The sequence below is a fragment of the Sandarakinorhabdus sp. genome (genome assembly GCF_987265915.1).
The window spans coordinates 470,086-484,290 of the sequence record NZ_OZ503948.1 but is presented as its reverse complement, the minus strand read 5'-3'; the positions used below and the strand labels follow the sequence as shown (position 1 = coordinate 484,290).

The following is a 14,205-nucleotide window of genomic DNA, read 5'->3' as shown; positions in this document are numbered from 1 at the left end:
CCGCGCACATTGTGCCGCCGATGTGGCCGATCGGCCACAGCGGCGGCGGCGCCGGGCACTCAGGCGGCGTTGGGAGCCGCTTCGCGCACGCCTTGATCGACATGCGCTTCGAATGCCGCAAAATTGGCGATGAACATGCCCACCAACTTCCGGGCCTGCGCGTCATAGGCGGCCTGGTCAGCCCAGGTGTCGCGCGGGTTGAGGATCACGCTGTCCACGCCCGGCACCGAAACCGGCACCGCAAAGCCGAAATTGGCATCGGTGCGGAAATTCGCCGTCTTCAGGCTGCCATCCAGCGCGGCATTCAGCAGCGCCCGTGTCACCTTGATCGGCATGCGGCTGCCGCCGCCCATTCCTGCACTGCTGCTGGCGCTGCCGCCGGTCCAGCCGGTGTTGACCAGCCACACATCGACACCACCCTTGGCAATGCGCTGCTTCAACAGATTGCCATAGACCGACGGGTGGCGCGGCATGAACGGCGCACCGAAACAGGTGGAGAAGGTGGCATCGGGCTCGGTCACGCCGATTTCGGTGCCGGCGACACGCGCCGTATAGCCCGACAGGAAGTGATACATCGCCTGATCCGGCGTCAGCTTGGAAATGGGCGGCAGGATGCCGAACGCATCGGCGGTGAGCATAATGATGTTGCGCGGCACCGGGCCCATGTTGTCGGCGGACGCATTGGGAATGAATTCGATCGGATAGGAACCGCGGCTGTTTTCGGCCAGGCTGTTGTCGTCCAGATCGATCACCCGCGTATCGGGATCGATCACGACATTTTCCAGCACCGTGCCAAAGCGGCGCGTGGTGGCATAAATCTCCGGCTCGGCTTCTGCCGACAGCCGGATTACCTTGGCATAGCAGCCGCCTTCGAAATTGAAGACCGCCGTGTCGGACCAGCCATGTTCATCATCGCCGATCAGTGTGCGGCTGGCATCGGCAGACAGCGTGGTCTTGCCGGTGCCCGACAGGCCGAAGAAGATCGCCGTGTCGCCATCCGGGCCGATGTTGGCCGAACAGTGCATCGGCATCACGCCGCGTTCCGGCAGCAGATAGTTCAGGATTGAGAACACCGATTTCTTCATTTCACCGGCATAGGCAGTGCCGCCGATCAGCACGGTCTTGTTGGTGAAATCGACCGCCACGATGGTTTCGCTGCGGCAGCCATGACGGGCCGGATCGGCACGGAACGACGGCAGATCGATGATCGTGTATTCCGGCACGAAATCCGCCAGCTGATCGGCGCCAGGGCGAACCAGCAGCGTGCGGATGAACAGGCTGTGCCAGGCATGTTCGGTGATCACCCGCACCTTCACCCGGTGTTCGGGTTGGCTGCCGCCGAACAGATCCTGCACGAACAGATCGGCCTTTTGCGCCAGCGCGGCCTGGAAATCGGCCTTCACGGCGGCGAACTGCTCCGGCGTGATGCTCTTGTTCTTGTCCCACCAGATGGTGCCATCGGTGTCGGCATCGCGCACGATGAACTTGTCGTTGGCGCTGCGACCGGTGTGCTTGCCGGTTTTCACCACCAGCGCGCCATGTTCCGACAGCAGGCCTTCACCGCGCTGCACGGCCAGTTCCACCAGCGGACCGGTGGCCAGGTTCCAATGCAGTTGCGCGGCGGTGGCATAGCCCTGCGCTGCGAGACCAAAGGCGGGAACAACAGTGGATGGCACGTTTCTACTCCTGAATTCCGGGGCCAAACCCGCCCCCAGAGCCGAGCCGACCTTCGATGGCGGCCCGCATAGCCGACGCATCAACATCCGTCAAAAACGCAATAGCAAGGTCAACCCTTACTTGACCGCGCCGAGTCGTTGCTTGTGCAATCTACGCGCCGGACTTGCGAAAGACGCGCTGTCGCTTCACATAGGCGGTGATGGACCAGACCGCCCCGCTAGTCGCCACAATCGCCCTGGTCGACGATGATCGGAACATCCTGACGTCGGTATCGATCGCGTTGCAGGCCGAAGGCTTTGCGGTGCGGCTCTATTCGGACGGCGATACTGCCTTGAAGGCTCTGCTGGAAAATCTGCCCGATCTGGTGGTGCTGGATATCAAGATGCCGCGCATGGACGGCATGGAACTGCTGCGCCGCCTGCGCGAGAAAAGCCAGGTGCCGGTGATCTTCCTGACCAGCAAGGACACCGAAATCGATGAAGCGCTCGGCCTGGCCATGGGCGCCGACGATTATATCGGCAAACCGTTCAGCCAGCGCCTGTTGATCGAGCGCATCCGCGCCGTGCTGCGCCGCACCGCCAATCGCCGCGCTGCGCCCGATGCCGCCGACGAGGTCGTGGTCGATCCCATCGTGCGCGGCCGGCTGAACATGGATCCGGCGCGCCACCGCGTCTATTGGGATGCCGGTGAAGGCCGCCGCGGCGATGTGGCCCTGACCGTCACCGAATTCATGATCCTGGAAACCCTGGCGCAGCGGCCCGGATTCGTGAAGTCGCGCGACCAGTTGATGGACGCCGCCTACGCCCACGACGTCTATGTCGATGATCGCACCATCGACAGCCATATCAAGCGGTTGCGAAAGAAATTCCGCGCCGTCGATCACCAGTTCAAGGCCATCGAGACATTGTATGGCGTCGGTTACCGGTTCAACGAGGAATAGCATGTGAAGGCCGAGGAGGCGGTGCAGGAATGGCGCCGGGGCCTCGGCTTTGGTTCGCTGCGCGCCCGGATCTTTGCGGTGAACCTGCTGGCAGTGATCGTGCTGGCGATCATGCTGCTCTACCTCGATACGGTGCGCGCGCGCCTGCTGGACGAGCGCACCAACGCCGTTTCGAATGAAGCCCTGGCGATTGCCAGTCTCGCGGGCGATCTGCCTGCCGGGCTGGAACGGCTGAACTTTGCCCGGGGCACGCGCGTGCGGCTTTATGGCAACGACGGGGCCTTGCTGACCGACAATTGGCGCAATGCCACCACCCGCAGCTTTGCCATCGAAGATCCCGAAACCTTTTCCTGGCGGCGCGCGTCGGCCAAATTCATCGACCGCGTGCTGGAACAATTGCTCAGCGCCCGCACCCTGCCACGCTATGCCGAATCACTGCCGGATCGGGCCGGCCAGTGGCGCGAAGTGCAGATTGCCCGCCAGACCGGCCAGCCCGCCACCCAACTGCGCCGCGCCAACGACGGCAGCATCATCGTGGGTGCCGCCGTGCGCGTGCCGAGCCTTGGTGTGGTGCATTTGATGGACAATGCCGAAGACGTGTCGCGCATCCTGCGGGCCGAACGCCTGACCTCCTTCTGGCTGCTGCTCAGCGTGTCTGGCCTCACCCTGGGGCTGTCCCTGTATCTGACACGCACGATCGTGCGCCCGCTGCGCTTGCTGGCCATTGCCGCCCACCGGGTGCGGTTGGGCCGGCGCCGCGAAGTGGTGGTGCCGCGCCTGCCCGAACGCCGCGACGAGATCGGCGCGCTGGCCCGCGCCGTGTCCGACATGTCGATCGCGCTGCGGCGGCAGATCGATGCCACCGAAGCCTTTGCCGCCGATGTCGCCCATGAACTGAAGAATCCGCTCGCGTCGCTGCGCTCGGCCGTCGATGTGCTCGGCCAGGTCGAGCAGCCGGCGCTGCGCAATCAGTTGCTGGATGTGATCCGCGATGATGTCGGCCGCATTGATCGGCTGATCACCGATATCGCCGATGCCAGCCGGCTGGACGCGGAATTGTCGCGCACCGGATTCCAGCCGGTCGATGCCGGTGCGCTCGCCGATGGCCTGGTCAGCGCCTATGGCATCGCTGCACAGGTGCGGGGGCTGGCGGTGCAGCGCGCCGGCCTGCCAGCACCGGTGATGATCGAGGGCGATGCCAGCCGGCTGGCACAAGTGCTGCGCAACCTGATCGACAATGCGCTGAGCTTCTCGCCCGACGGGGGCACGGTGACGCTTGCCGTCGATCGGGTCGGTGAGCAGGTCGAACTGGTCGTCACCGATCAGGGGCCCGGCGTACCACCCGCCAACCGCAGCGACATCTTCCGCCGATTCTATTCCGAACGGCCGCCGGCAGAGGATTTCGGCCGCCATTCCGGGCTGGGCCTGTCGATCGCCGCGGCCATCGTCAACGCGCACGGCGGCCAGATCGTGGTGGAGGATGCCCCCGGTGGCGGCGGCCGGTTCCGCGTGCTGCTGCCGGCGGCCTGAGATGGCACCGGAGACGCTTCACGCCACGGCCGTGGCGCTGGATGGCCGCGCGGTGCTGCTGTTGGGGCCATCGGGGGCCGGCAAATCCGATCTGGCGCTGCGTCTGGTGGCGTGTGGCTGGCAGCTGGTGGCCGATGATCGGGTGGTGGTGACCGCTGGCGAACAGGGGCCGGTGGCCAGCGCGCCGCCGCGGCTGGCGGGCCTGCTGGAAGTGCGCGGGCTGGGCATCGTTCCCGAACCCACGGCACCGGCCCGAATCGCACTGGCGCTGGATCTCGGCCGCCACCCCGACCGCCTGCCCGAGATCGAACAGCTGCCGCTGGCCGGCGGACGCATCCCGATGTTGCCCTTTGATCCGTTCGGCGATTCGGCGCCGGAGCGCGCGGCGCGGGCCTTGGCAAGCCACGGCCTTCCCGGCACAAGCGGCCGCGTGAGCCAGCCGATCCTGATCATTTCCGGGCTTTCGGGTGCCGGCAAATCCACCGTGCTGCGCGCGCTGGAAGATGCCGAGCATGAAGTGGTGGACAATCTGCCGCTGTCGCTGCTCGATGCGTTGATCGCCGGCACACAGGGGCGCCCGCTGGCGCTGGGCATCGACACCCGCACTCGCGCTTTTGATCCCACCGCGCTTTCCGCGCGCGTGGCAGCGCTGCGCGATGCCGGGCGCGATGTGCGGTTGATCTTTCTGGATTGCGCCGACGAGGTGTTGATCCGGCGCTTTTCCGAAACCCGCCGCCGCCACCCGCTCAGCCTCGATCGCCCGGCCATCGATGGCATCATCGCGGAGCGCGACCTGCTGATGCCGTTGCGGCGCTGGGCCGATCTGGTCATCGATACCACCGAATTGTCGGTCACCGATCTGCGCGCCCGCGTGGCGGAACGGTTCGGTGGCCTGTCGCCGGGGCTGACCGTCACCATCCTCAGCTTCGGTTTTGCTGCCGGCCTGCCGCGCGATGCCGATCTGGTGCTGGATGTGCGCTTCCTGGCCAATCCGCACTGGAATGTCGCGCTGCGGCCTCTGACAGGGGAAGATGACCGGGTGGCGGCGTTTGTGGCGGCCGATCCGCTTTATGCCGCCACGCTCGCCAAGTTCGACGATCTCGTCCGCACCCTGCTTCCCGGCTATGCCCGCGAAGGCAAGGCCTATCTGACCATTGCCATCGGCTGCACCGGCGGGCGCCATCGCAGTGTTGCCACCGCGCGCGATCTGGCGGCGCGGCTGGTGGCGGCCGGGCAACCCGTGGCGCTGGTGCATCGGGATATCGCAAAATTGGCGGGCGATGCCGCCGTTATGGCAGGCGCCCCATTGACAGACTCAGGCGAAGGGCGTGAGGGCAGCGACCAATGATCGGATTGGTTCTGGTAACCCACGGGGGGTTGGCGGCCGAGTTTCGGGCCGCCATGGAGCATGTCGTTGGCGCGCAATCCTGCGTGGCGGCGATCTGCATCGCGGCCGATGACGATATGGAAGTGCGCCGCAGCGACATCGCCGAGGCGGTCACCGCCTGCAACAGCGGCCAGGGCGTCATCATTCTCACCGACATGTTCGGCGGCACCCCATCCAATCTGGCGATTTCATTGCTCGGCCCGCAGGTGGAGGTGATTGCTGGCGTCAATCTGCCGATGCTGATCAAGCTGGCCAGCGTGCGCAAGACCGGCACGGTGGCGGCCGCTGTGCAGGCGGCGCAGGATGCCGGGCGCAAATATATCGCCGTGGCCAGCCGCATGCTGGGTGAGGCCGCTTGAGCGAAGCCGCCGGCCCGATTCGGGTCACGATCAGCAACCGCCGCGGGCTGCATGCGCGGGCCAGCGCCAAGTTCGTGACATTGGCCTCCAGCTTCGATGCGGAGGTGACGGTGTCGCACGATGGCGCATCAGTCACCGGCACGTCGATCATGGGCCTGATGATGCTCGCCGCCGCGCTGGGCGACGACATCGAGATCAGCGCGACCGGGCGCGAAGCCGAAGCCGCGCTGTCGAAGCTCGTCGGCCTGGTGCAGGACAAGTTCGGGGAAGATTGAGCGGGCATAGAGCCGCACCCCGCGACATCACTGCGCGCTCCCGACCACCACAAAACCGCTATCCCTGCGGCCATGCGTTTCCCCCTCACCCGCGCCGCTGCCCTGTCCCGCGTTGCTCAATTCGTGCCGCTGGCGGGCCGCGCCTATGCCGCGCGGCGCAACCATGATGGCGGGCCGGATGGTGCGGCCACCACCTCCCTGCTCTCCCCCGCCGTCCGCCGCCGGCTGGTTAGCGAGGCCGAAGTCGCCGCCGCCGCCATCGCCGCGCACGGTTTCAGCGGCGCGGAAAAATTCGTCCAGGAAATCTGCTGGCGCAGCTATTGGGTCGGCTGGCTGCAACAGCGCCCCGACATCTGGACGCGCTGGCAGGCCGATGTGGTGCGCATGCAGGCGATGCTGGCCGAGGATGGCAAATGGCAGCGCCGCTACCAATCTGCCATGGCCGGCACCACTGGCATCGATTGTTTCGATGCCTGGGTGCACGAACTGATCGAAACCGGCTGGCTGCACAATCATGTGCGGATGAGCTTTGCCAGCATCTGGTGCTTCACGCTGCGGCTGCCGTGGCAACTGGGCGCGGCGTTCTTCTATCAGCATCTGCTCGATGCCTGCCCGGCCAGCAACACGCTGGGCTGGCGCTGGGTGGTGGGGCTGCAGACACCGGGCAAGACCTATCTGGCGCGCGCCGATCTGATCCGTGATCTTTCGGGCGGGCGTTTCCAGGTGGAGGCACCACTGGCCCGCGAAGCCCCGCCATGGCCAGCTGACACGATCCCGCCGCCGATCCCGCCCGCGCCGGCCATGCGGCCCGATCCGATGCTGCGCACCGGCCTGTTCATCACCACCGAAGATTGCAGCATCGAACAGCTGGCGCTGCCCAATTTTGCGCTGAATCTGGCGGCGCTGGCCGCCACGCCCGATATCGGCGGCACGCCCGCGCCGTTGAAGCAGCGCGTGGCAATGGCCATGCTCGGCGATGGCCTTGGCCGTGCCGCGCACCGGTTCGGCCTGGAACCCGAACGTGTCGATGCCACCTTCGGCGTGGAGGCCATGCGCGACTGGGCGGCACGTCACCAGTTGCGCCAGATCATCACCGCCGATGCGCCGGTCGGCCCGGTGAAGGATCGGCTGGATGTGCTGGCCCCGGCGCTGGCCGCCGATGGCGTGGCGCTGGTGCGCCTGCGCCGGGCCTGGGATGAGGTCGCCTGGCCACGCGCCACCAAGGGCTTTTTCCCGTTCAAGGCCGCCATTCCGAAACTGCTGGCGCTGGCGCCCGGCGCAATGGCATAAGAGCCACATGCGCCCCGTTCTCCTGCTGGTTCCCTTGGCCTTGTTGCTCGGCGGCTGCCTCAGCGTAGCCAAAACCATCATCACCGCGCCGGTGAAGCTGGGCGAAGCGGTCTATGACACCGCCACCGAAAGCCAGGAGGAGGCCGACATCAAGCGCGGCCGCGCCATGCGCAAACAGGAAGACGCGCAGAAGCGCGAGGCGAAGCAGGCCGAGAAGGCACGCCGCAAGGCCGAACGCGAACGCCGCCGCGACGATTGAACGCAAACGCGCACGGGCGCTGTGGACTGCCCTACCTGGAAACACCCAGTCATGCTGGCGCAGGCCAGCATCCATCGTGCGGCCGGCGCACCCTTCGCCACGCCTCGCACCGGCGGCACAGTGGATGCTGGCCTGCGCCAGCATGACATCAGCGAAATGACGTGGGTCAACCACCCGCTTGCCCAATTCCCGCCCGCAAGCCACGGTGGCCGCATGGGGCACAAACCAGATTTCGCCGGCCACCCGGCCGGCCTTGCCATCGTCACGGTGGCCGAAGGCTTGCAGGCTGCCGGCGTCTATGGCGTGCAATCGCTGCTGATCCTCTACATGGCGAATTTCCTGTTCACGCCGGCCGAAGTGGCCAGCGTCGGCGGCTTCGATATGTGGCGCGCCCTGGTGGAAAGCCTGTTCGGGCCGATGAGCAACCAGGCGCTCGCCACCCAGACGATGGGGCTTTATCTCGGGCTGTTCTTCCTCACCCCGCTGCTCGGCGGCTGGCTGGGCGATCGGCTGTGGGGGCCGCGCCTTACCTGCATCCTGGGTGCGATCCTGGCCAGCGTCGGCATGGCGATGGTGATCACGCCATCGCTGTTCTTGCCCGGCCTGCTGGTCAGCGCTTTTGGCGCCGGCGCGCTGCGCTGCAACCTGAATGCGCAGACCGGGCATCTCTATGCCCGCGACGATGGCCGCCGCGACGCCGCCTTTGCCATTCTCGCCGCCGGGCTCAACACTGGCGCGTTCCTTGGTCCGCTGCTGATCGGCGCGCTGGGGGAGGTGGTGAACTGGCAATGGGGGTTCGCCGCGGCCTGCACCTGCATGGCGCTGGCGGCGATCACGCTGTTGATTGGCAACGGCCTGATGCCCGGCGACACCCCGCCCGCCACCCGCCGCGCCGCACGGTTGCAGCCCGGTGACGGCAAGACCATCGCAGCGCTGATCGCGGTGATGCTGCTGACCAGCCTGTTCTGGCTGGCCCAGTCCCAGGTGTGGAATGTCTATGCGCTGTGGGGCCGCGACCATCTTGACCGCATGGTGCTCGGCCTCGAAGTGCCGGTCACCTGGCTGCAGGCGATCGACAGCCTGGCGCCGATCCTGGCGGTGCCGCCGGTGCTCGCCCTGTGGCGCCGGCAGGCGGCGCGCGGACGCGAGCCGAAGGAACTCGGCAAGATCGGCATCGGCATGGCGCTGATGGGCGTCGCCTTCCTGTGGCTCGCGGCTGGCAGCGGATCAGCCAAAACGCCGTTCCTGTGGGTGGTGGTGTTCCACCTGACGCTCAACACCGGCTGGCTTTATCTGGTGCCGACCATGAATGCGCTGTTTTCGCGCAGCGCGCCGGTGGCAGTAACCGGGGTGATGCTGGGCGCGGTGCAATTCGCGGTGTTCCTGGGCAGCACCCTGTCCGGCTGGCTGGGGCGGTTTTACGAGACCATGGATGCGCCGGGCTTCTGGGTGATGCACGCCTGCTTCCCGCTGGCCGGCGCCGCCGTGATGTGGGCGGCGCGCGGGCGATTGGGGCGCGTGCTCAGCCTTTAATCATCCGGCCCCAAACTCGGATCAAGATCGCGTGGCCGCACGAAGCGCGTCAGTTCCGCCCGGCCGCCATCAATCTGCGCCCAACGATCGATGGCGATATCAAGCCGGGCCAGCGTGGCGGTGGGGTATTTCAGCTCGGCTTCGGCGCGCAAGTCCCCGCCCGGTGGCACGAGTTCGAGCAGCAGATCCTCCAGCCCCGGATTGTGGCCGACCAGCATGGCATCGGCAAATTCATCGGAAAAACCGGCACACAATTCGATCAGCGTCGCCGACGACGACAGATAGATGCGCTGTTCATAGACTGGCGCCAGTGGGCGGCTCATGCCGGCTTCCAGCCCCTCGATGGTCTGGCGCACCCGCACGGCCGGCGACGCAAATACCAGGCGATAGTCGGGCATCTCGCCGCGTTTGATCGCCGCGTTCAGCCATTGCCCGACCTTCATCGCCGCACGCCGGCCGCGATCATTGAGCGGCCGATCGAAATCGCGCAGCAACGGATCGTCATAACCCGATTTGGCATGGCGCAGCAGCGTGAGCGTTTTCAAGGGGCACCCGGTGACGTTGACCGATCATGGCTTGGCATATCGGCCCCGAATTGGCCAGAGTCCTGAATGCTGCCGCCGATGCCGGCCTTCACCAAAGCCACCGCCTGATCCAGCGTCACCCGATCGATCGGCACGCCGGCCGGAAACGCGCCAAGCAATCGCGACGGCACTGCCGGCCCCAGCAGCACGAAATGGCCGCGATCATCGGCGCGGCGGATCAGCCGGCCAAAGGCCTGCGCCAGCCGGTCCATCGTCACCCGATCATCGAAAACATTGCCGCCGCCGGCCAACCGCCGCGCCGCATGCAGCACGGTGCGGCGCGGCCACGGCACGCCTTCCATGATCACTTGCCGCAGCGATTCGCCCGGCACATCCACCCCATCGCGCAGCGCATCGGTGCCGAGCAGCGACGCCCCCGGTTCGGCACGGAAGATATCCACCAGCGTGCCGGTATCGATCGGATCGACATGCTGGGCATACAGCGGCAGGCCGGCGCGCGCCAACGGATCGGCGAGCCGCGCATGAACGCCACGCAGCCGGGCGATGGCCGTGAACAGCCCCAACGTGCCGCCGCCCGCCGCCTCGATCAGCGCGCGATAGGCATGGGCCAGCGCCGCGATATCGCGCGGTTTCACGTCCGTCACGATCAGCACGCGGGCTTGCGCGGCATAATCAAACGGGCTGGTGGCGGCGAAATGCCGTGCCGGCACCGGCAGATGCGCCGCGCCGGTGCGGGCATCGGCATCGCGCCAATCATCCGCCAAGGCATCGGGCCGCGCGCGCAGTGTGGCCGACGTCACCACAACGCCATGCGCCTGCCCCAGCACGGCGGCTGCGAACGGCCGCATCGGATCGAGCCAGCGCCGCTGCACCCCCACATCCAGCAGCCGGCCATCCACCCGCGCCAGTTCCAGCCAATCGATGAAATCCGCATCCGCCGGACCACCCAGGCGCCCGAGCAACTGCTGCCACGCACCGAGCAGTTCGCCGCGCAGCACCAGGCCAGCGCGGGCGCCGTCCACCCGCGCCCGGCCCTGGCCATCCAGCCAATCGGGCGGATCATCCAGCAACAGCGCCAGCCGCGCCTCCAGCTGCGCCATCGGCCCGGCCATGCGGCCCAGCGCGGCGCGAGCCTCGGCCGCCGCCTCCACCAGCCGCGGCAGCACCTCGGCCACCTGGGTTTCCAGGCCATAGCCACCCTCGGCATCTTCGGGCGGGGCACGCGCCAGCACCTGCGCGCGCACGGCGGCGAAAAGCGCCTCCAGCGCGCCATCGCCGGCATCGGCGGCCACGCGCTGCAACCACGCCTCGCTGGGCAGGGCGCGCGCGGCTTCAGTGATGCGCTCAACGGCGCGCGCCGCTTCATCGTCATAGCTGATCGCGTCGGCGAGCCGCGCCGATAATCCCCGTCTCCGGCCGCGCCCGGCCGCGCGCTCCGGCCCCAGCAGCCAGTTCTTCAGCTCCACCGCCTCGCGGCCCGTCAACGCCACGGCAAAGGTCGCATCGGCCGCGTCAAACAGATGATGGCCTTCATCAAAGATAATGCGGTTCAGCCCGCTGCCTTCCGCCCGGCCGCGCGCCGCGTTGATCATCACCAGCGAATGATTGGCGATCACCAGATCAGCCTGCGCCGATGCCCGCGTCGCGCGCTCGATGAAGCAGCTGCGGTAATGCGGGCAGGCGGCATAGATGCACTCGCCGCGCCGATCGGTCAGCCCGGCAAAGCTCATGCGGCCGAACAGCGCCGGCAGCCAGCCAGGCAGATCGCCGCCCACCATGTCCCCATCGCGGCTATATTCGGCCCAGCGCTCCGCCAACCGCGCAAACACTGCCGCCCGCCCGCCAAAGCCGCCCTGCACGGCATCTTCAAGGTTGAGCAAGCACAGATAATTTTCGCGGCCCTTGCGCACCACCACCTTGGCGCGCCGCTCGGCCGCATCGGGCCACACCCGCGCAGTTTCACCGTCCAGCTGGCGTTGCAGCGCCTTGGTGAAGGTCGCCACCCACACGGCACCGCCGGCTATGTCCGCCCACAGGCTGGCCGGGGCCAGGTATCCTAGTGTCTTGCCTATGCCCGTCCCGGCCTCCGCCAGCACCATCTGCGGGCCATCGCCGCGCTGGCGGGGCGCGAAGGCTTCGCTTACCGCGGCGGCATAGGCGCGCTGCCCATCGCGCTGTTCGGCGCCGATACCCACCAGCCGCGCCAGCCGCGCGGCGACCTCGCCGGCCGGCAGCGTCACCACGCGTGGCGCCGGGCGCGGCGCGGCCTCCTCCCACTGCGGCAGCGATTGGAACACATGGCGTTCCGGCTTTTCCGGCTTTGGAATCAGGCGCAGCAAATGCGGCGCCCAGGCCCAGCGTTGCCGCGCCAGGCTTTGCAGGATGGTCCAGGCGCCGTGGCGTTCAGGCCAGTCCTTGCGCGCCGGCAGCGCCAGCAGTGCGCCGGCCGCGCGTTGCAGGAAGGCCGCGTCGGCATCGCCAGCCGGTTCGGGCAGGCCCAATGCGGCCGCCAGCCCGCGCGGCGTGGGCACGCAAAACCGCGCCGGGCACAGAAAGGCGAACAATTCCAGCAGGTCGAGGCCGGAAATCTCGCCCAGCCCCAGCCGGCTGGCCGTCACCGGTGCGTTCAGCAGCAGGTGCGGGCTGTCCCCAGCGCGGGCAATGGCTTCGCCGCGGCCCACCCCGCGCACGCGGCCTTGCGTATCGGCGATCCACACCCCGGCATGGCTGGCGACAAGCGCCGGAATGGCCAATTCAGTTGCAACCATGGGCCGCTCCCGCCAGATGGGCGTCAGACAACAAGCAAGACAGAGCCATGACCATATCCGCCCAAACCATGCAGGCCGCCGCGCTGGCAAACAAGGCCTGGCCGTATGAAGAAGCCCGCAAGCTGCTTGCGCGCTATCCCGATGGCGTGCCCGCTGGCCGGGCGGTGATCTTCGAAACCGGATACGGCCCATCGGGCCTGCCGCACATCGGCACTTTCGGCGAAGTGGTGCGCACCACCATGGTGCGCCGCGCCTTCGAGGCGATGGCGCCCGGCGTGCCCACCCGCCTGATCGCCTTTTCCGACGACATGGATGGCCTGCGCAAGGTGCCGGACGGCATCCCCAACCCGGAGATGCTGCGCGCCGCGCTGAACAAGCCGCTGACCAAGGTGCCCGATCCGTTCGGCACGCACAGCAGTTTCGGCGCGCACAACAATGCCCGGCTGCGCGCGTTCCTCGATGGCTTCGGCTTCGATTATGAATTCCTGAGCTCCACCGATTGCTACGCCAGCGGCATGTTCGATGCGACCTTGCTGCGGATTTTGGCGCATTATGATGATGTGATGGCGATCATCCTGCCGACACTCGGCCCAGACCGCCGCGCAACCTATTCGCCGTTCCTGCCGATCGATCCCGTCTCCGGCCATGTGTTGCAGGTGCCGATCGTGGCGCGCGATGTCGATGCCGGCACCGTCACCTATATCCGCCCCGGCACCAACGACAGCGTCACCGTTCCCGTCACCGGCGGCGCCTGCAAGCTGCAATGGAAGGTCGATTGGGCGATGCGCTGGCTGGCGCTGGGCGTCGATTATGAAATGGCCGGCAAGGATCTGATCGATTCGGTCATGCTGTCGGGCAAGATCGTCCGCGCGCTGGGCGCCGTGCCGCCGGCCGGGTTCAATTACGAACTGTTCCTGGACGGTGAAGGCGCCAAGATTTCCAAGTCCAAGGGCAATGGCCTGACCATCGAACAATGGCTGGATTACGGCCCGCCGACGAGCCTGGCGCTCTACATGTTCCAGAGCCCGCGCAAGGCCAAGCGCCTGCATTACGACGTGATCCCGCGCGCGATCGAGGATTATGCCGATTTCCTCGGCCGTTATCCGGAGCAACCGCTGGAACAGCAGCTCGGCAACCCGGTGCACCATATCCATGAAGGCAAGCCGCCCAGCGCCGATCTGCCGGTCAGCTTCTCGCTGCTGCTGAACCTCGCCTCTGTCGCGGCGACAGATGACGCCGCGCGCCTGTGGGGCTTCGTGCAGCGCTACGCCCCCGGCACATCACCCGCCACGCACCCGCAATTGGACCGCCTGGTCCACCACGCCGCCGCCTACGCGCGCGATTTCGTCGTCCCCACCCTCCACCGCCGCGCACCCACCCCGGCCGAAGCGGCAGCATTGGCCGATCTGTCCGCGCGGTTGGCTGCGGTTGGCGAAGGTGCCGAAGCCGAAGCCTATCAGACGGTCGTCTACGAAGCCGGCAAAGCCGCCGGTTACGAGAATCTGCGCGACTGGTTCAAATCGCTCTACGAAATCCTGATCGGCACCCCCAACGGCCCCCGCATGGGCAGCTTCATCGCGCTTTATGGATTGGCGCAGAGCCGGGCGCTGATTGCCGATGCGCTGAAGGGCTGAAGTGCTAC

12 protein-coding genes are annotated in these 14,205 nt (G+C 67.1%); 9 read left to right on the top strand and 3 right to left on the bottom strand.

What is annotated here, in order from left to right; genetic code table 11:
* Positions 1-59: 59 nt before the first annotated feature.
* The gene (locus tag AC6UUM_RS02345) at positions 60-1,676 is read right to left on the bottom strand and encodes a phosphoenolpyruvate carboxykinase (RefSeq protein WP_500803747.1); all 1,617 of its coding nucleotides are present in this window, start codon (positions 1,674-1,676) and stop codon (positions 60-62) included.
* Positions 1,677-1,876: 200 nt separating this feature from the next.
* Here AC6UUM_RS02345 and AC6UUM_RS02340 point away from each other — a divergent pair, with 200 nt between their 5' ends.
* The 8 genes from AC6UUM_RS02340 to AC6UUM_RS02305 all read left to right on the top strand — a co-directional run bounded on the left by AC6UUM_RS02340 (position 1,877) and on the right by AC6UUM_RS02305 (position 9,250).
* Positions 1,877-2,617 (top strand): response regulator transcription factor, encoded by a 741-nt coding sequence (locus tag AC6UUM_RS02340; RefSeq protein WP_500803746.1) that lies wholly within the window; start codon positions 1,877-1,879, stop codon positions 2,615-2,617.
* Between the two features lie 3 nt (positions 2,618-2,620).
* A complete protein-coding gene (locus tag AC6UUM_RS02335) occupies positions 2,621-4,147 on the top strand; it encodes a sensor histidine kinase (protein ID WP_500803745.1) in 1,527 nt (508 codons plus the stop codon).
* Position 4,148: 1 nt separating this feature from the next.
* Entirely contained in the window at positions 4,149-5,495 is a 1,347-nt protein-coding gene (gene rapZ / locus AC6UUM_RS02330) for an RNase adapter RapZ (RefSeq protein ID WP_500803744.1), read from the top strand.
* Positions 5,492-5,893 carry a PTS sugar transporter subunit IIA gene (locus tag AC6UUM_RS02325; RefSeq protein WP_500803743.1) on the top strand — a complete coding sequence of 134 codons (402 nt, stop codon included), beginning with the start codon at positions 5,492-5,494 and terminating at the stop codon, positions 5,891-5,893. Before rapZ ends, AC6UUM_RS02325 begins: the two co-directional genes overlap by 4 nt.
* Entirely contained in the window at positions 5,890-6,168 is a 279-nt protein-coding gene (locus AC6UUM_RS02320) for an HPr family phosphocarrier protein (RefSeq protein WP_500803742.1), read from the top strand. Before AC6UUM_RS02325 ends, AC6UUM_RS02320 begins: the two co-directional genes overlap by 4 nt.
* 72 nt (positions 6,169-6,240) lie before the next feature.
* Positions 6,241-7,458 (top strand): FAD-binding domain-containing protein, encoded by a 1,218-nt coding sequence (locus tag AC6UUM_RS02315; RefSeq protein WP_500803741.1) that lies wholly within the window; start codon positions 6,241-6,243, stop codon positions 7,456-7,458.
* Positions 7,459-7,465: 7 nt separating this feature from the next.
* A complete protein-coding gene (locus AC6UUM_RS02310; RefSeq protein ID WP_500803740.1) occupies positions 7,466-7,717 on the top strand; it encodes a hypothetical protein in 252 nt (83 codons plus the stop codon).
* Between the two features lie 213 nt (positions 7,718-7,930).
* Complete coding sequence (locus tag AC6UUM_RS02305; RefSeq protein WP_500803739.1) at positions 7,931-9,250, top strand: peptide MFS transporter; 1,320 nt, start codon at positions 7,931-7,933, stop codon at positions 9,248-9,250.
* On the opposite strand, the gene AC6UUM_RS02300 is transcribed toward AC6UUM_RS02305, so the two are convergent.
* The gene (locus AC6UUM_RS02300; protein WP_500803738.1) at positions 9,247-9,795 is read right to left on the bottom strand and encodes a SixA phosphatase family protein; all 549 of its coding nucleotides are present in this window, start codon (positions 9,793-9,795) and stop codon (positions 9,247-9,249) included. The two genes, AC6UUM_RS02305 and AC6UUM_RS02300, sit on opposite strands and share 4 nt — an antisense overlap.
* Positions 9,792-12,563, bottom strand: coding sequence for an ATP-dependent DNA helicase (locus AC6UUM_RS02295; protein WP_500803737.1), 2,772 nt, complete (start codon positions 12,561-12,563; stop codon positions 9,792-9,794). Before AC6UUM_RS02295 ends, AC6UUM_RS02300 begins: the two co-directional genes overlap by 4 nt.
* A gap of 47 nt (positions 12,564-12,610) precedes the next feature.
* Between AC6UUM_RS02295 and AC6UUM_RS02290 the strand changes: the two genes are divergently transcribed.
* A complete protein-coding gene (locus AC6UUM_RS02290) occupies positions 12,611-14,197 on the top strand; it encodes a lysine--tRNA ligase (protein WP_500803736.1) in 1,587 nt (528 codons plus the stop codon).
* Positions 14,198-14,205 lie beyond the last annotated feature (8 nt).